The sequence below is a fragment of the Corynebacterium sp. S7 genome, from assembly GCF_054401105.1.
This window is the reverse complement of sequence record NZ_CM136760.1, coordinates 1454989-1472216: the sequence shown is the minus strand read 5'-3', so window position 1 is coordinate 1472216 and position 17228 is coordinate 1454989. Positions and strand designations below refer to the sequence as shown.

The following is a 17228-nucleotide window of genomic DNA, read 5'->3' as shown; positions in this document are numbered from 1 at the left end:
ATCTACTCCGTTCCTTTCACTGCTTTAATTGTTGCGTCGATGCGCGTCACGGCCTCGTCGAGCTCCTCATCAGTGATGACCAGAGCCGGGGTCAAGCGCAGCACATCGTCGGCAGGAGCGTTCAAAATCACGCCCTGGTTGTAGCCCTCCGTTACCGCCTGCTTCGCAATCGGCTCATCGAGCACGACGCCGAGCATGAGGCCGCGTCCGCGTACATCGACCACGCCGTCAAGCTGCTTTAGCTTTGCGACGAGCACCTCTCCCTTTCGCTTCACGTCCTGGATGAACTTCTGATCTACTACGTTGAGCACTGCCTGGGCAGCTGCGCACGCGACGGGGTTGCCGCCGAAAGTCGTGCCGTGTGCACCCGGCTGGAAGAGCTCGGCGGCTTTGCCACGTGCGATGGTTGCGCCGATGGGCAGGCCACCGCCGAGTGCCTTGGCCATGGTGACTACGTCTGGGGTGACGCCGTCGTGCTGGAAGGCGAAGAAATCACCCGTGCGGCCGACGCCAGTTTGTACTTCGTCGACGATCATGAGGATGCCGTACTCGTCGCACAGCTCGCGCACTGCCTTGAGGAAGCCCTCGGGTGCTGGGACAACTCCGGTTTCGCCCTGGATTGGCTCGAGGAAGATGGCGGCCACATCGGTCGGGTTGGTTTCTACGGTCTTGCGGAGAAAATCGCTATCACCGTAGGGGTAAAACTCAACACCTGGGACCAAAGGTGCAAATGGTGCGCGCTTGGCAGGCTGGCCTGTCAGCGCGAGCGAGCCCATGGTACGACCGTGGAAGCCGTTTTCTGCAGCAAGGACGCGGCTGCGACCGGTGAGCCGAGAGATCTTCAGCGCTGCCTCGTTGGCCTCGCCTCCGGAGTTGCAGAAGAAGACGCGCGCGGAATCGTCGCCAAAGCGCTTGACCAGCTCCGCTGCAACGTTGACCACCGGCTCGGAAATGAACAGGTTGGATACGTGCGCCAACTCGCCGACCTGCTTGGACACAGCTGCGACGATGTCTGGGTGGCCGTGGCCGAGAGAGTTCACCGCAATACCTGCGAGCAGGTCAATGTACTCTTTGCCCTCGTTATCGGTCACGGTGGCGCCGTGGCCCGAAACGAGTTGAATCTGTGGGGTGCCGTAGGTGTTCATCAACACCTCGCCCCATTGGTTGGACAGGTTGCTCAACCTAGTTCACGTCCTTTCTGAAAACGGTTCCGTCTGGGTAATCTGCGCGTTCGTAGTCTTCGGGCAGGACCATGGTGCCAATACCGCCCATGGTCATCAGCTCCAGCAGCACTGAGTGTGCAATACGGCCATCGATCACGTGTGCAGCCTTGACTCCCCCACGCACTGCACGCAGGCAGGACTCCATTTTCGGGATCATGCCGGCATCGAGCGTGGGCAGGATCTCCTCCAACTTGTCCACTTCCATCTTGGACACCAGCGAGTCTTTGTTCGGCCAGTCGGTGTACAGGCCCTCCACGTTGGTGAGAATAACCAGGCGCTCGGCCCCGAGAGCCTCGGCGAGTGCACCTGCCGCGGAATCGGCATTGATGTTGTAAACATTGCCGTCTTTACCAGGGGCGATGCCAGAGACCACGGGAATTCTACCGGCCTCGATGATGTCCATCACGGCAGCTGGGTTGACATCGACGATGTCGCCGACCAAGCCGATATCGGTTTCCTTGCCATCAACGTTGACGTAGCGCTTCTCCGCGGTAAATAGCCCAGCATCCTCGCCCGAGGTGCCCACAGCATAAGGGCCATAGTTGTTGATCAGGCCAACTAGGTCTCGGCCAACCTGGCCAAAGAGCACCATGCGCACGACTTCCATGACCTCAGGGGTGGTCACGCGGAACCCACCCTTGAACTCGCCATCGAGGTTGAGGCGCCTGAGCATGTCGGTGATCTGTGGGCCACCGCCGTGCACAACCACAGGCTTGGCGCCCACCGTGCGCAAAAACACCATGTCTGCGGCGAATGCTTCCTTCAGTGACTCGTCGATCATTGCGTTTCCGCCGTATTTGACCACAACGATCTTGTCGCGGAAGTGCATCAGCCACGGTAGAGCCTCTGCCAGGACGTTCGCGCGTACCTCGCTGCTGACGCCTTTCGTCAAGTCTTCCATTTTCTAATCCTTAGCTGCTGTAGGCCGAGTTGATCTCAACGTATTCGTGCGAGAGGTCCGTGGTGCGCACCATTGCCTTACCTGCGCCACCAGTGCCCAGGTCAACGAGCACGTCGATGTCCGCGCCACTGAGATCCACCTCGCGGGCACCCGGGGTGCCGGTAGTTTTCTCACATACAGGCTGGTTGTTGAAGTAGACCGAGATATTGTCTGGGTCCATGTCCGCATCAGCCATGCCCACGGCAGCCAGCACACGACCCCAGTTCGGATCCGAGCCGAACATGGCGCACTTAAACAGGTTGTCGCGCCCGAGGGTGCGGGCCGCGTTGAGCGCCTGCTCGTCGGTAGTTGTGCCTTGGACGTTGATGGTCACGCGCTTGGTCACACCCTCGGCATCCGCCTGCATCTGATCGGCGATGCTGGAGCTGACCTCAAACACGGCCTGGTTCAATTCTTCCTGAGTAGGCTCCACACCGGAGGCGCCCGAGGCCATGATGATCACGGTGTCATTGGTGGAGGTCGAACCGTCAATGTCGAGGGTGTCAAAGGTGACCTTCGCGGCCTGGCGCAGCGCCTGATCGAGGGCCTCAGGGGTTGCCTTCGCATCGGTGGTGATGGTGACCAACATGGTGGCTAGCGACGGCGCCATCATGCCCACGCCCTTGCCCATCGCACCCATAGACCAGCCATTACCTGCAAAGTGGGTTTCCTTGCTCACGGTATCGGTGGTCATGATCGCCTCTGCGGCTTCGTGTCCATGATCGCCGAGGCCATCCGCTACTGCAGCCACTCCTGCGCGCACCTTGTCCATGGGCAAAAGCTCGCCGATTAGGCCAGTCGAGCACACTGCAACGTCGCTATTTGCGGCACCGATGGCCTGAGCTGCGGCCGCCTGCATCTCTGCTGCATCCTGATCGCCCTGAACACCATTGCATGCATTCGCATTGCCGGAATTGAACAGCACTGCCTTGAGCTGGCCATCCTTGATTGCCTCGCGGGTCAGTTTCACCGGCGATGCCACAACACGGTTACGGGTAAACACTGCCGCCGCGTTGAAATCTGGGCCGTGGTTAACAACAAGGGCCACGTCAGGGTTTCCGGAGGGCTTGATGCCAGCCGCGGTAGCCGCTGCGGTAAATCCCTGCGGAGAGGTGATTCCTTGGGTGCTCATGGTGAATCCTTTAATCAGTAAAAGTGTTTAGGGGGCAACGCCGGCTTGAGGCAATCCGGCTACTTCGTCGAAGCCAAGCGCAAGGTTCATGCACTGCACGGCTGCGCCACCAGTACCCTTGGTCAGGTTATCAATCGCGCTGGTCATCAGAAGTTTTCCGGCAGTTAGGTCAGCCTCAACTTGTACGTGGCACATGTTGGTGCCCACGATGTTTTGGGTTTGTGGCTGCGCGCCTTCCGGCAGCAAGTAGACGAATGGCTCGTCTGCATAAAACTCCGCGTACACCTTGCGGGCTACATCGGTGGTCACGCCTTCTGCAAGTGGCGCGGTGGCCGTGGTGAGGATCCCGCGAGGCAATGGTGCCAGCACGGGAGTAAAGCTCACGTTCACCTCCCGGTCCGTGACCTCGCTCAAATTCTGACGAATTTCCGGGGTATGACGGTGCTTGCCCGCGACGTTATAGGCCTTCAACGAGCCCATCGTCTCCGAGCCAAGCAGCGGCACGGAGGCCTTCTTCCCTGCCCCGGACACACCGGTGACGGAGACAAACGCAAGGTCAGGTTCGATAATGGCGGCTTCTACCGCAGGCAAAGTGGCCAGGGTTGCGCCTGTTGGGAAGCAGCCGGGCACCGCTATACGACGAGCTCCTTGGATCTGCTCTCGGTGACCAGGCATCTCTGGAATGCCATAGGGCCAGGTACCGGCATGCTCGGAACCATAGAAGGCTTCCCAGTCTTCTGCATCTTGCAAACGGAAGTCCGCAGCACAGTCAATGACCACGACATCGTCGGGAAGCGCGGAACCGATCGCCGCCGAATGGCCGTGAGGCAGGCCGAGGAAGACTACGTCGTGGCCCGCAAGGGTGTCCACGTTTGTTTCTTCAATAACTCGGTCTGCCAGCTGAGGAAGGTGCGGCATGGTCTCGGCGACTGGCTGGCCGGCGTTGGAATTGCCGGTCAGCGCGCCGATTTCAAGCTCGCCTGCAAGATATTGCGGATGGTTGAGCAACAGGCGCAGGATCTCGCCGCCTGCATAACCTGTTGCTCCTGCTACTGCTACCTTGAGTGCCATGCACACACTCTAGCATTTATGCACCCTAATGCAAACTATGCATTCAGTGACGAACTATGCACGCATCTCCGCGTTAAAACGCTCGTGTGCAAGTTCGGCTGCCTTCAGACGTGCCTCGGAGGCCTCGTCGTCGGTCAGCGTGCGATCATCTGCGCGGAAGAGCAGCTTGAAGGCCAGCGACTTCTTGTTCTCGCCGAGCTGTTCACCACGGAAGACGTCGAAAAGCTCAACTGATTCAAGCAGCTCTCCGGCGCCCTCCTCGACCACCTTGCGCACGTGCTCCGCCGGGACATCCTCGTCAACAACCAGGGCAATGTCCTGGTGCAGCGCGGGGAAGGAAGAGAGCACTGGCGCTGGGAAACGCTCCTCGAGAGGCAGCGCGGTCAGGTTGATTTCCATGGCACAGGTGCGCTCTGGCAGCTCCAGGGTCTCAAGAACCTGCGGGTGCAGCTCGCCGGCGTAACCGACAACCTGGCCACCCACCTTCAGCGCCGCGCAGCGACCCGGGTGCCAAGGCAGCATGTCTGCGGACTCCAGCTCGAGGTCAACGCCAGCCGCACGTGCGACGACCTGCGCCGACTCGATCGCGTCCGACCAACCGTAGGCACGGCCCTCGCCCCATGGGCCTTCGAGCACGATATTTCCGGAGCCAACGGTTGCGGCGTAGAGCGGCTGATCCGGAAGCGACTCGATGAGCTCACGCACGGTTTCGTCGCTTGGGCGCTGCTCAACGCTTGGCATCTCGGAGCGCTCGGCGCGCTTGAACGCCACCTGCTGCACGCCGTAGAGCGAAATGTCGCGGCGGCCACGAGCCACGTTGCGCCCCACAGCCTCAAGCATGGAAGGCAAAAGAGTGGTGCCCAGGATGGCGTAGTCGTGGTCGAGTGGGTTCTGCACCTGCACCGCGTTACGACGAGGGTCCCCCGCCTCAAGGCCCCACTGATCGAAAGTGTCGTTGGCGATAAATGGGCTAGGCAGAATTTCCACGTAACCCTTGTAGGCCAACGCGTGGGTAACCGCGCGGCGGCGACGCTGCTCAGGAGACAGACCGCGACCACCCTGCGGGGTTGGCAGAGCCAGCGGAATGTCGTCGAGGCCCTCGAGGCGCATGATCTCTTCGATCAGATCCTCGGGCATGGAGAAGTCGGTGCGCCAGCTTGGAGCGGTCACCGAGAGGGTCTCGCCATTGTCTACAACGGTGCAGCCCACCTCTTCGAGGTTTCCGATCACGGTCTCGCGGGAGTAATTCACGCCAATCAGCTCGGAAGGATGCGAGGTGCGCATTTCAATTGGTTCCTGGGTAGGAACCTCACCAATCAGGGTGCGACCAGCAGAGATGGTGCCGCCTGCGATTTCGACGAGCAGGGCGCAGGCCATATCCAAGGCAACTTCCACGATGGCGGGATCCACGCCGCGCTCAAATCGTCGTGAAGCTTCCGAGCTCAACTTGTGGCGACGCGAGGTGCGCGCAACCGTGAGCGCGTGCCACGTCGCGGCCTCGAAGTAGACATCGACGGTCTCATCGGAGATCTCGGAAGTGGTGCCGCCCATGACTCCGGCCATGGACTGGATTCCGTTCTCGTCGCAGATAACAACGTCCTCGGCGTTGAGCTCGCGGGTGACGTGGTCCAGGGTTTCGAACTTCTCCCCTGCCTCGGCGTTGCGAATGTGCAGGTTGCCCTTGACCTGTGCTGCATCGAAGGCGTGCATCGGCTGGCCGAGCAGAACCATGATGTAGTTGGTCACATCGGTAGCTGCGTTGACCGGGCGGATCCCGGAGAGCATCAGCTCGCGCTGCAGCCAAAACGGCGACTCAGCCTTCGGGTCGATGCCCTCGACCTTGCGCAGGCCGAAGCGAATGGTCTTGGTGTCCTCGTCAGCGTTGATCTCGATGAGCTGCTCGGTTGGCTCCGGCACACCTGAAAGATCCAGGCCCGCGACCTGCGGATCGAGCGCAAGATCGCCGAACTTCAGGTCAAAGGCGGAGGCTACCTCGCGGGACAGCCCACGGGCAGACAGGGCGTAACCGCGGTCTGGGGTGACGTTGACGTCGAAGACGGTGTCGTCGAGCTGGAGGGCCGCGCGGGCGTCCTCGCCGGGTTGGCCGTAATCGTCGCTAAGCGTGATGATGCCCGAGTTCTGCTTGTCGGTGAAGCCGAGCTCCGCCGCCGAGCAGATCATGCCCGCTGAGATGTGGCCGTAGGTCTCGCGCGCGCCGATGGCGAAGCCGCCCGGCAGCACGGCGCCCGGCAGCGCAACGACGACGAGGTCGCCTTCCTTGAAGTTGCGCGCGCCGCAGATGATGCCCTGTGGCTCGCCGGTGCCGTTGGCTTGGCCCACATCAACCTGGCAGTAGCGGATGGGTTTCTTGAACCCGGTGAGTTCCTCGATGTGGCTCACGCGACCGAACACGAGGGTGCCGGTGGTTTCCTCGATCTTTTCGTAGCCCTCGGTTTCGAAACCGACGCGCACGAAGCCTGCGTCAAGCTCCTCGGAGGAAACGGACCAGTTCTCGTTGCCGCCCGAGCGAAGCAGGCCGGTCAACCAATTTTGCGAAATAAGCATTGTGTTTAGTTCCCCTTAACCCTTAAGCCTGAACACCGAATGGAACGGTGAAACGTACGTCGCCTTCAACCATGTCGCGCATATCCGTCAAACCATTGCGGAACTGCAGCGTGCGCTCAAGGCCCATGCCGAACGCAAAACCGGAGTACTCGGTGGGATCCACGCCCACGGCGCGCAGGACATTTGGGTTGACCATGCCGCAGCCACCCCACTCGATCCAGCCTGCGCCGCCCTTCTTGTTCGGGAACCACACATCCACCTCGGCCGAAGGCTCGGTGAATGGGAAGTAGTTGGTGCGCATGCGGGTCTTGGTTTCTGGGCCGAAGAGCACCTTTGCCAGGTGATCCAGGGTGCCGCGCAGGTGAGCCATGGTCAGGCCCTTATCTACTGCCAGGCCTTCTACCTGGTGGAATACGGGGGTGTGGGTGGCATCCAGCTCGTCGGTGCGGAACACGCGGCCAGGACATGCGATGTAGAGCGGCACGTCACGAGAAAGCATGGTGCGCACCTGCACCGGCGAGGTATGCGTACGCATGACCTGCTGGGAGCCTTCCTCACCGATGTAGAAGGTGTCCTGCAGCGTACGTGCCGGGTGATCCGGAATGAAGTTCAGCGCGTCGAAGTTGAAGTACTCGGCCTCCACCTCGGGGCCTTCCTCGATTTCCCAGCCCATGCCGATGAAAATGTCGGCGATATTCTCACTCAGCGTGGTAATCGGGTGCATCGCTCCCTGCTGCGTGCGCGCAGAAGGCATGGTCACGTCGACCTTCTCCGACTTCAGCTGCTCCGCACGGTGCTCAGCCTCGCGCACCTCGAAGACCTGCGCGAAGTGCTTCTCCACCTTGCCGCGAGCCATGTTGACCAGCCGGCCAGCATCCTTGCGCTCATTCTTTGGCAGCGAGCCCAGTGCGCGGCGAGCCTGCGGGATAAACGCCTGCTCCCCCAAATGGTCGCGCTTGGCAAGCTCCAGCTGCGCCAAGTCCTGCGCCGCATCAAAAGCCGCGATGGCAGCGTCCGCTGCTTGGTTCAACGACTCTTCCGTCAACACGATTTCGGGAGTATCAGACACGCTCTTTGTCACCCGAGCCCTTCTGTGAATAGTAGCTAAATTTACAACTCAACCAGCATACCCGGTACGTTCGACTAATTTTCGTCGGCGCTGGTGTTCTGGTCCTTGTAATGCGCCTTGGACGACTCCCACAGGCACATCGCCGCCGCCGTTGCCAGGTTCAGCGACTCCGCCGAGCCATGAATTGGGATGGACACTCGAAAGTCCGCGAGCGCCAAGATCTCCTCGGGCAGCCCGTGCGCCTCGTTGCCGAATAGCCAGGCAGTGGGCTGATCAATGAACTCGCCAGGATCAGCCAGGCTGACCTCGCCATCCATGGTGGTGGCTGCGATTTTCAGCCCCTTCGCCTTGAGCTGGCCAATCACGCCCTTGATGTCCTTTTCGCGCGCCACCGGCACATGGAACAGCGATCCCGCGCTCGAGCGCACCACTTTCGGCGACATCGGATCCACGGAATCCCCAGCAAAGATGCAGGCGGTGGCGCCCAAAGCGTCGGCCATCCGGATCAAGGTTCCGGCATTGCCCGGATCGTTCGTTTCCACGCCCACAGCCACAAAATTCGTCCGCGACTTCAAAATCGCACCCGTAGTCCAGGTCACAGGCTTGCATAGCGCGAAGATTCCGGTGGTGTTCACCGTGTCCGAGAGGTGCTCCGCCGCCTTGTCCGTGATCGCGTGCGTGTACACGTCCATGTAGCCCGCGGTGGTCACGATGTCGGCGAACCTCTCCGCCGCCTCCTCGGTGACGAAGAGGTCGGTCGCAGCGCCGGTGGAGACAGCAGCCTCGACGGCGTTTTCCCCTTCCGCCAAGAACTGATTCGCTTTACGACGAGCTGCCGCCCGCTGCAGCTTCGCCGCGTTGACAATTCTTGGGGTGCGCTCGGTGAAGGGTTGCTCAAAGTCTAAAGCCATGGCGCTTATGCTAGCAGCGGGGTGTTTTACCGCTTATTCGATATCGAAGTCCTTGAAAAATGCGCGCCAAAAACGCCGTTTACGCATGCTACCGCGGACATTATTTTCTAGTCTTCGATATCGAAGTCCTGCAGGCACGCCCAGGATCGGTGACGTTACAAAATACGCCCTGTTACGCGTGCCATTACATACATTATGCAAACGTCACCGATATGATCCCCAGCAAAAAGCAAAACCACCCGCCCAGAAACCAAGTTCCGGGAAACGGGTGGTAGAAAAACCAAGCAGAAGTGCTTAAGCAGCAGCCTTAGGAGCGTTAACGTCCTCTGGCAGTGCAGCCTTTGCAGCCTCGCAGATTGCGGAGAACGCAGCGAAGTCGTTGACTGCGAGCTCAGCGAGGATCTTGCGGTCGACATCGATCTCAGCCAGCTTCAAGCCGTGGATGAGACGGTTGTAGGTGATGTCGTTCATGCGAGCTGCAGCGTTGATGCGCTGGATCCAGAGCTTGCGGAACTCGGACTTACGGGCGCGACGGTCGCGGTAAGCGTAAGTCATGGAGTGCAGCCACTGTTCCTTGGCCTTACGGTACAGGCGGGAACGCTGACCGCGGTAGCCCTTAGCGGACTTCAGAATCGCGCGACGCTTCTTCTTGGCGTTAACTGAGCGCTTGACACGTGCCACAGTTGTACTTCCTTACTGTCTAAAAGTTCTTAAATGGATTTTCGGGCGCGAAAATTATGCGCGGCCCAGGAGCTTCTTGATGCGTGGCACATCTGCCTTAGCAACAGGGGCGTCGCCCTTGAGCTGGCGAACGCGCTTGGAGGTCTTGTGCTCGTTCAGGTGCTTCTTGCCAGCCTGGTAGCGGCGCAGCTTGCCGGAACCGGTTACTTTGATGCGCTTAGCGGTGCCCTTGTGGGTCTTCTGCTTCATGATCTAAACCCTTCAGAGTTTGGAAAAGGTGGTCTACTGCTTGCCCTTTTTGCTGGTGGGGCCAAGGACCATAGTCATGTTGCGGCCGTCTTGCTTTGGACGGGACTCGACAACCGAAATATCCTTGACGTCATCAGCCAGACGCTCGAGAAGACGGTAACCGAGTTCCGGACGCGATTGCTCGCGACCACGGAACATGATTGTGACCTTGACCTTGTTGCCCTTTTCTAGGAAGCGAACAACGTTGTTCTTCTTGGTCTGGTAGTCGTGCTCATCGATCTTGGGACGGAACTTCTGTTCCTTCACCACGGTCTGCTGCTGGTTCTTACGTGACTCGCGGGCCTTCTGGGCCTGTTCGTACTTGTACTTGCCATAGTCCATGATTTTGGCAACGGGAGGCTTGGCGTTTGGCGCGACCTCGACTAGGTCGAGATCAGCATCGTAAGCCAGCTTACGGGCGTCGTCGGTACGGACAATGCCGACCTGCTCGCCGGAGGGACCGACGAGACGAACTTCAGGGACACGGATTCTTTCGTTGATCCGAGCTTCAGCGCTGATGAGAACTCCTCAGTTAAAAGACAATTAGTTTATTCGCTACCAGTTGTCGCACTTAGAGTTACACACGCGAAAAACCCGCTGGCTCTGAAACGAGCAGCGGGAGTTCTTCCAAACACTAGTACAGCCTCAACCGAGACATACCGTGTATTTGACCCGTTACCAACCAGATTGGCGGCATGGGGTGGGAGTAACTCCACTTGCGTCCCTGGCACCTGGAAAAGTGCGTTGGGCGGTAGTGGCGTTTACTCTAACAGAAGGCGGCCCGAGAAACAAAATCCGCCTTCAAGTGCGGAAAAGTGCCTGGTAGCTGATAATGAAATCTATCACCAAAATCTGCGAAAGGGTAAATGCGCCATGAGCACGGAAAATCCCCCACCTCGGGCAGTGTTGGCCGAAACCCGCGATAGCCTCAATAATCTGCACGCGGCGATGGTTCGCACCAATTATGCCATGGGTGAACTTCATCGCCTGATCCAGGAGATGGAGACTACACAGGCACCGGAGCGAGTCATCGGCGTAGCCACACATAGGCTTAACGACGAAGCCCCCGCCCAACCCCAGCAACGCCCTGAAGGGCAGGTGACGTTGAAGGGGGGTGGGTTTCGTCGTGAAGCGGTGCCTAATGTGGCCCCACCTGCGAAGCAGCCATTGACTACTGAGCAGATCATCGTGCGCGTCATTGCCGTGTTGGGCACCATTATTACGGTCATTGGTGTGGGCTTCGGCATTAACCTGGCTATCCAGAATGGGCTGCTCGGGCCACTGGGCCGGGTGTTGCTGGCTGGGCTTCTGGCCGCTGCCCTATTTGTGGCGGGGCTTTATGTCGAGCGCAAAACCACCGCCACGGCGGGGTCGACGGCACTGTATGCGACATCGTACTTCGTTGCGGCGATCACTCTTATCGCGCCGGTGGTATGGCTGGACTGGTGGTCGACTGAGTTTGGCAGCATAGTCCTCCTCGTCTTGTTTGTGGCTTTTGCGGTGTTTGCGCGGATACGTCGCCACCCTTGGCTTGCCGTGGCTATGACAATCGGCGCCCTTCTTAATTTGCGTTGGTCGCTGTTCATAGGCGGCGGCTATGAATTAATGGCGCTAGCACTTCCTACAATTTTGTTGATGACCACCATTCCGAAGAACCCGCGAGTGATCTTGCCTGGCTTCCACTATGTGCGTATCGCGGCGTCGGTGCTGGCGATATTCACTGCCTTCTCCACTGTGGACAGCAACGAGATGGGCACTATTCTGCCGATAATTGCGCTGGTGGTGTATGCCCTCGCGGCTGCGGCCATCGAGGCTTATTCTCCACAGCCGCGCACTCAACTTCTGCAGCTCACGATTGTTCCCTTGATTCTGCTGCTCTATAGCGCAGCGTTTAGCTCCGGTTGGGTGTCATGGCTGATTCCGCTGGCCACAGCGGCGGGCTATGTCATTACTCAGCGAGCCGATGCCACCAACCCACTGCACAAGAATTTGCAAGAACAATCGGTGGCCTGGCTCTGCTTCGGCGCGCTTTCAATCTTTGCGTTGTACGTGACGTTCCCTCTGGAATCGAGAGATACAGAAACTCGCCATTTCTTGGTGGTGGCCTTCTTCACTCTCGCCTTCGCGGCCGTGACGTGGCTGCTTCGCTCGCAGAAGACCTACAACACCATTGTGTGGGTGGCATGGGCAGGTGTCGCCGTGTTGCTGACCGTCGATTTCAGCCCGGTGTTCACCCGTAGGACAGTGTTCGATCTAGCTAGCCCGGAAATTGCGCTCCAAGCGGTGTGCTTTGCTTTGGTGCTTGTGGTGGGCTTCCTCAACCGCGAAGGTTTAAAGGGAGTGCAGCCGGGGGTCTTGATTGGCCTGAGCCTCGTCGCAATGTATCTCTACCTAGTGGTCGTGGTGACCATATTCTCCTTCTTGTTTGCACTGCCTTTCAGCGTGCTGGCTGGGTTCGGATACGTGGTGGGCCACGCGTTCGTGTCGGTCTCCTGGATTCTGCTTGCAGCGTGGGTGTTGCTGTCGAAGAGGTTCCTTGCAGATAGGCTCAGTCTCATCATTGGCTTGGTGCTTGCCATCGGTGCGGCGGCGAAGCTGGTCTTCTTCGACCTTTCCTCCCTAGATGGCATCACGCGGGCGATCGCGTTCACGGTTTCCGGCATCATGTTGATTGTCATTGCCACGATCCGTGTTCGCTTGAGTGCGAAGGCCCGCGAGCAGCACTAAAGCAGCACTAAAGCATCTCTGAGAGGTACTTACCCGTGTAAGAACCTTCCACCTTGGCCACATCTTCCGGGGTGCCCTGAGCAACAACCGTGCCGCCACCGCTGCCACCCTCGGGGCCCATGTCGATGATCCAGTCCGCGCACTTGACCACGTCGAGGTTGTGCTCAATCACCAGCACCGAGTTGCCCTTGTCTACCAGGGACTGCAGGACCATCATCAGTTTCTGAATATCCTCAAAGTGCAGGCCGGTGGTGGGCTCGTCGAGAATATAGATAGTGCGGCCGTTGGAACGCTTCTGCAGCTCAGCGGCTAGCTTGACGCGCTGCGCCTCGCCACCGGAGAGCGTGGTTGCTGCCTGCCCGAGGCGGACGTAGCCAAGGCCCACGTCCACGAGTGTAGCCAGGTAACGGTGAATCGACTGGATCGGCTCAAAGAATTCCGCTGCCTCGCTGATCGGCAAGTCCAGAACTTCCGAGATGTTCTTGCCCTTGTAGCGCACCTCGAGGGTTTCGCGGTTGAAGCGCGATCCCCCACAGACCTCGCAAGGAACATAGACATCGGGCAGGAAGTTCATCTCGATCTTGATGGTGCCGTCGCCGCGGCAAGCCTCACAGCGCCCGCCTTTAACGTTAAAGGAGAAACGTCCGGCCTTATATCCGCGGACCTTAGCCTCCTGCGTTTCCGCAAACAGGTTACGGATCTTGTCAAACACACCGGTGTAGGTAGCCGGGTTGGAACGCGGGGTACGGCCAATCGGCGACTGATCCACCTGAACCAACTTGTCCAAGTGCTCCATGCCCTCGACCCGCTTCACCCGACCAGGAACCTGACGCGACCGGTTCAACGTATTCTGCAAGGTCTTTGCCAGAATCTGATTCACCAGCGTCGACTTACCCGAGCCGGAGACACCGGTTACAGCAACTAGCATCCCGAGCGGGATCTCTACGTCCACGTTGTCCAGGTTGTTTTCGCGCGCACCAATGACCTGGAGCTTGCGCTCTGGATCCACCGCACGACGCGTTTCCGGTACCTTAATCTTCTTGCGTCCGGCCAAGTAATCGCCGGTCACCGAATTAGGCGCCTCTAAGATGCCCTGTGGTTCACCCTGGTAGATCACCTCTCCGCCGTACTCGCCGGCAGCCGGGCCGATATCGATCAGCCAATCCGCCTCGCGGATCGTGTCCTCGTCGTGCTCGACAACAATGAGCGTATTACCCAGGTCGCGCAGCTTCTTCAGCGTGCCAATCAGGCGTTGGTTGTCGCGCTGGTGCAGTCCAATCGAAGGCTCGTCCAGCACGTACATCACACCTGCCAGACCGGAACCGATCTGGGTGGCCAGACGGATACGTTGGGCCTCACCACCCGAGAGAGTGCCCGCGGAACGGTCCAAGGAAAGATAGGTCAGGCCAACGTCGATCAAGAAGTGCAGGCGCGCCTGCGTTTCCTTCAACACGGCACCGGCGATCATTTCCTCGCGGTAGCCAAGCACGAGACTGTCCAAAAACTCGGAGGCCTCAGAAACCGACAACGCGGTCAAGCCCGCAATCGACTTCTCCCCGTGCGTGGTGGACTTCAGGCGCACCGCCAAGATCTCCGGCTTTAAGCGAGTTCCCCCACAGGTAGGGCAAGCAACCTCGCGGGTGTATGCCAGGTAACGTTCCTTGGCGGCATCGGTATCGGCGTACTCCAGCTTCCGGCGCAAATAGCCCATCACGCCCTCGAATTCCGAGTTGAAATTGCGCTGGCGCCCGTAGCGATTCTTATAAGTCACATGAACTTTTGTATTCGAGCCCTCTAGCAACGCCTGCTGCTCTGACTTCTTCAGCGAGGAAAACGGTGCCTGCGCATCGAAGCCCATCTCGGCGGCCAGGCCCCCGATCAACTTGGAAAAGTAGCTCTTGTTCGGGCTGGAATTCCACGGCTGAAATGCGTCAATCGCAGGAGCATCTGGGTCCGGAACAATCAAGTCCACATCCATCTCGGTGCGCGTGCCCAAACCATCACAGTCAGGACAGGCACCGAAAGGCGCATTGAAGGAAAACGAGCGAGGCTCATAGCTATCAATGTTAAGCGTGTGGCCATTCGGACACGCCATCTTCTCCGAGAAAATGGCATAACGATCTTCGGAATCCTCGGGCTCATCCACGAACTCAATCACCACAAGCCCATCGGCAAGACGCAGCGCAGTTTCCACCGAGTCCGTCAAACGCTGCTTCTGGCTTTCCTTGACCTGCAGGCGGTCCACGATCACATCAATATCGTGCTTGACCTGCTTCTTCAAGGTTGGGGGTTCGGAAAGCTGATAGATCTCCCCATCCACCTTCGCACGCGAAAATCCCTGCGATGCCAGGTCCTTGAACAGATCCACAAACTCGCCCTTGCGCTTGCGCACCACGGGAGCGAGCACCTGGAACTTCTTGCGTTCCTCCATGGACATCACCTGGTCCACGATCTGCTGCGGAGTCTGCCGCTCAATCACCGCATCACATTCAGGACAGTGTGGCGTACCCGCACGTGCATAGAGCAAACGCAGGTAATCGTAGATCTCGGTAATCGTTCCCACGGTCGAGCGCGGGTTCCGGTTTGTAGACTTCTGGTCAATGGACACCGCCGGCGAGAGACCATCTATATAGTCCACGTCGGGCTTGTCCATCTGTCCCAAAAACATGCGCGCATAGGAGCTCAGCGACTCAACATACCTGCGCTGCCCCTCAGCAAAGATGGTGTCAAAGGCCATCGATGACTTGCCGGATCCGGACATGCCGGTAAACACGACCATCTTGTCGCGAGGCATCTCAATATCAATGTTCTTGAGATTGTGTTGGCGCGCACCGCGCACAATGAGCTTGTCAGCCACGAAGTAGGTATCCCTTTCCGGATGTTCAACCGTAGAAGAGCTTTCAACTGTCGAACATACCAGCGATCAATCATTTCACGCCAACCAAGTTCGCGTATCCTCTCAATCATGAACAACACCTTTGTATTGCACAGCATTTCCGTCGGAAAGATGGACAACAATAGCTACCTCATCGCCAAAGGGGATAAGGGATTGCTTATCGACGCCCCGACCGATGCGGATGCACTGTTGCAGATGGCGGAGCAGGCAGGGGTGACAATTACGGATGTGATGACCACGCACCGTCACCCTGACCACGTCGGTGCGCTCAAGGAAGTCCTTTCTCGCACCGGTGCCACCCACTGGGCATCGTTTCTGGACTCCCCTGCACTGCCAGCTCCCGTCGACCACGAATTGAACCACGGCGACATTCTCACCTTCGCTGACGAGGAACTGCCCGTGATCATCCTGCGCGGGCACACCCCAGGCGGCGTGTGCCTACCGGTCGAGATTGACGGTGTGACAAATATCTTTGTCGGCGATTCCATCTTCCCCGGCGGCTTGGGTAAGACGGCGTCGGAGGGCGACTTCGTGCGCCTATATAACGATGCCAAGACCCGCGTTTTTGATGAATACAGCGACGAAACAATCCTCTGGCCAGGCCACGGAAAAAATACAACTGTGGGCACGGAACGCTCACATTTAACGGAATGGTGGGAGCGTCGTTGGTAAAATCGGCCTAGAGTGGAAAGAAGGACCAATAGACAATTCTTAATGAATCCTAGGAATTCAAAGACTAAGGAATGATGTTTCAAATGATTCGCAAGATTGCACGCCCCATGCTCGCTTCTGTCTACGTCGCTGATGGCGTGGACACACTCGTAAACACCGACAGCCACATTGAATCCTCGGAACGCTTCCTGAAGCAGCTGCGCACCGTACTGCCAGCAAGCTACGCAAATAAGGTTCCTAAGGATCCACAGTTGGTCGCACAGGTAGTTGGCGGTACCAAGGTTGGCGCGGGCGCCTTGTATGCGCTGGGTAAGGCACCTCGTTTCTCGGCTGGTCTGCTCACGGCTGCCGCAGTTCCTACCCTGCTTGGCCGTCACGCCTTCTGGGATGCGAAGACTCCAGAGAAAAAGGCCTCTCGTCGTAACGGTGCTCTGACCAACGTCGCACTGCTGGGCGGACTCTTCCTTGCCACCGCTGACACCGCCGGCAAGCCTGGCTTGAAGTGGCGCACCGAGAAGGCCGCGAAGGATGTCAACGCGAAGGTCCAGGCGGCACTGCCGACCCAGTCGGAGTCCGAGAAGGCCCTTGACCAGGCATCCAACTGGATCCAGGACACCACCGACAAGGTGACCACCCAGGCGCAGGCGGCGGGCAAGCAGGTCACGGACTTTGTCGATGAGAACAAGGATGACTGGATCGACACCGCTTCCAAGCTCGTTGACACTGCCGTGGACACCACCGCTGGTTGGCTGGGCGCTGCGCGCGACACCACCTCCGAGTGGCTCGATGACGTAAACAAGGACACCAAGAAGGCTCGCAAGGGTGTGGTGAAGCAGGCCAACAAGGCTCAGAAGAAGGCCGACAAGGCGCTGACTAAGGCTTCCAAGAAGACCGGTTGCGCGGCAAAGAATGCCCAGAAGAAGGCCGATAAGCTGCAGAATCGCGCGGAGAAGGCGATCATTAAGGCACGCAAGAAGCTGGATAAGTAAACTTCTCACCCTTTACTCGGGCTCGCGGAAATTGCCGCGAGCCCGAGCTTTTATTTTTTGTTAG

14 protein-coding genes are annotated in these 17228 nt (G+C 58.8%); 3 read left to right on the top strand and 11 right to left on the bottom strand.

From position 1 onward, the window contains the following. Positions 1-2: 2 nt before the first annotated feature. From ACXZ66_RS07070 to infC, 10 genes are all read right to left on the bottom strand, one after another. Positions 3-1181, bottom strand: a complete 1179-nt coding sequence (locus ACXZ66_RS07070; RefSeq protein ID WP_458751229.1) for an acetylornithine transaminase — start codon at positions 1179-1181, stop codon at positions 3-5. A 1-nt stretch (position 1182) separates the two neighbouring features. Continuing rightward, positions 1183-2124, bottom strand: coding sequence for an acetylglutamate kinase (argB, locus tag ACXZ66_RS07065; RefSeq protein ID WP_458751228.1), 942 nt, complete (start codon positions 2122-2124; stop codon positions 1183-1185). 10 nt (positions 2125-2134) lie between these two features. After that, entirely contained in the window at positions 2135-3295 is a 1161-nt protein-coding gene (argJ, locus tag ACXZ66_RS07060) for a bifunctional glutamate N-acetyltransferase/amino-acid acetyltransferase ArgJ (RefSeq protein ID WP_458751227.1), read from the bottom strand. A 27-nt stretch (positions 3296-3322) separates the two neighbouring features. Next, a complete protein-coding gene (gene argC, locus ACXZ66_RS07055) occupies positions 3323-4366 on the bottom strand; it encodes an N-acetyl-gamma-glutamyl-phosphate reductase (RefSeq protein WP_458751225.1) in 1044 nt (347 codons plus the stop codon). A 54-nt stretch (positions 4367-4420) separates the two neighbouring features. Beyond that, positions 4421-6931 carry a phenylalanine--tRNA ligase subunit beta gene (pheT, locus tag ACXZ66_RS07050; protein WP_458751223.1) on the bottom strand — a complete coding sequence of 837 codons (2511 nt, stop codon included), beginning with the start codon at positions 6929-6931 and terminating at the stop codon, positions 4421-4423. A 22-nt stretch (positions 6932-6953) separates the two neighbouring features. After that, the gene (gene pheS, locus ACXZ66_RS07045) at positions 6954-8000 is read right to left on the bottom strand and encodes a phenylalanine--tRNA ligase subunit alpha (protein WP_458751222.1); all 1047 of its coding nucleotides are present in this window, start codon (positions 7998-8000) and stop codon (positions 6954-6956) included. A gap of 74 nt (positions 8001-8074) precedes the next feature. After that, positions 8075-8911 (bottom strand): TrmH family RNA methyltransferase, encoded by an 837-nt coding sequence (locus ACXZ66_RS07040; protein ID WP_458751220.1) that lies wholly within the window; start codon positions 8909-8911, stop codon positions 8075-8077. A gap of 294 nt (positions 8912-9205) precedes the next feature. Further along, positions 9206-9592 carry a 50S ribosomal protein L20 gene (gene rplT / locus ACXZ66_RS07035; protein ID WP_018296329.1) on the bottom strand — a complete coding sequence of 129 codons (387 nt, stop codon included), beginning with the start codon at positions 9590-9592 and terminating at the stop codon, positions 9206-9208. Between the two features lie 54 nt (positions 9593-9646). Next, the gene (gene rpmI, locus ACXZ66_RS07030; protein ID WP_018296330.1) at positions 9647-9841 is read right to left on the bottom strand and encodes a 50S ribosomal protein L35; all 195 of its coding nucleotides are present in this window, start codon (positions 9839-9841) and stop codon (positions 9647-9649) included. Positions 9842-9874: 33 nt separating this feature from the next. After that, entirely contained in the window at positions 9875-10399 is a 525-nt protein-coding gene (gene infC, locus ACXZ66_RS07025) for a translation initiation factor IF-3 (RefSeq protein ID WP_458751315.1), read from the bottom strand. A gap of 354 nt (positions 10400-10753) precedes the next feature. Between infC and ACXZ66_RS07020 the strand changes: the two genes are divergently transcribed. Then, positions 10754-12607, top strand: coding sequence for a DUF2339 domain-containing protein (locus ACXZ66_RS07020; RefSeq protein ID WP_458751219.1), 1854 nt, complete (start codon positions 10754-10756; stop codon positions 12605-12607). A gap of 7 nt (positions 12608-12614) precedes the next feature. Here the strand turns inward: ACXZ66_RS07020 and uvrA are convergent, their stop codons facing one another. Beyond that, a complete protein-coding gene (gene uvrA / locus ACXZ66_RS07015; RefSeq protein ID WP_458751217.1) occupies positions 12615-15464 on the bottom strand; it encodes an excinuclease ABC subunit UvrA in 2850 nt (949 codons plus the stop codon). A gap of 108 nt (positions 15465-15572) precedes the next feature. Between uvrA and ACXZ66_RS07010 the strand changes: the two genes are divergently transcribed. Together ACXZ66_RS07010 and ACXZ66_RS07005 are read left to right on the top strand one after the other, a co-directional pair. Next, positions 15573-16175: an MBL fold metallo-hydrolase gene (locus ACXZ66_RS07010; protein ID WP_458751215.1), complete on the top strand. Its 603-nt coding sequence runs from the start codon at positions 15573-15575 to the stop codon at positions 16173-16175. Positions 16176-16258: 83 nt separating this feature from the next. Continuing rightward, positions 16259-17164, top strand: coding sequence for a DoxX family protein (locus ACXZ66_RS07005; protein ID WP_458751213.1), 906 nt, complete (start codon positions 16259-16261; stop codon positions 17162-17164). The last annotated feature ends 64 nt before the right edge of the window (positions 17165-17228 follow it).

Excerpts from the sequence above, each read along its gene's own strand:
- ACXZ66_RS07005 (WP_458751213.1), top strand. The coding sequence starts at position 16,259 with ATGATTCGCAAGATTGCACGCCCCATGCTCGCTTCTGTCTACGTCGCT.
- ACXZ66_RS07040 (WP_458751220.1), bottom strand. The coding sequence starts at position 8,911 with ATGGCTTTAGACTTTGAGCAACCCTTCACCGAGCGCACCCCAAGAATT.
- rpmI (WP_018296330.1), bottom strand. The coding sequence starts at position 9,841 with ATGAAGCAGAAGACCCACAAGGGCACCGCTAAGCGCATCAAAGTAACC.
- ACXZ66_RS07020 (WP_458751219.1), top strand. The coding sequence starts at position 10,754 with ATGAGCACGGAAAATCCCCCACCTCGGGCAGTGTTGGCCGAAACCCGC.
- pheT (WP_458751223.1), bottom strand. The coding sequence starts at position 6,931 with ATGCTTATTTCGCAAAATTGGTTGACCGGCCTGCTTCGCTCGGGCGGC.
- argC (WP_458751225.1), bottom strand. The coding sequence starts at position 4,366 with ATGGCACTCAAGGTAGCAGTAGCAGGAGCAACAGGTTATGCAGGCGGC.
- argJ (WP_458751227.1), bottom strand. The coding sequence starts at position 3,295 with ATGAGCACCCAAGGAATCACCTCTCCGCAGGGATTTACCGCAGCGGCT.
- argB (WP_458751228.1), bottom strand. The coding sequence starts at position 2,124 with ATGGAAGACTTGACGAAAGGCGTCAGCAGCGAGGTACGCGCGAACGTC.
- ACXZ66_RS07010 (WP_458751215.1), top strand. The coding sequence starts at position 15,573 with ATGAACAACACCTTTGTATTGCACAGCATTTCCGTCGGAAAGATGGAC.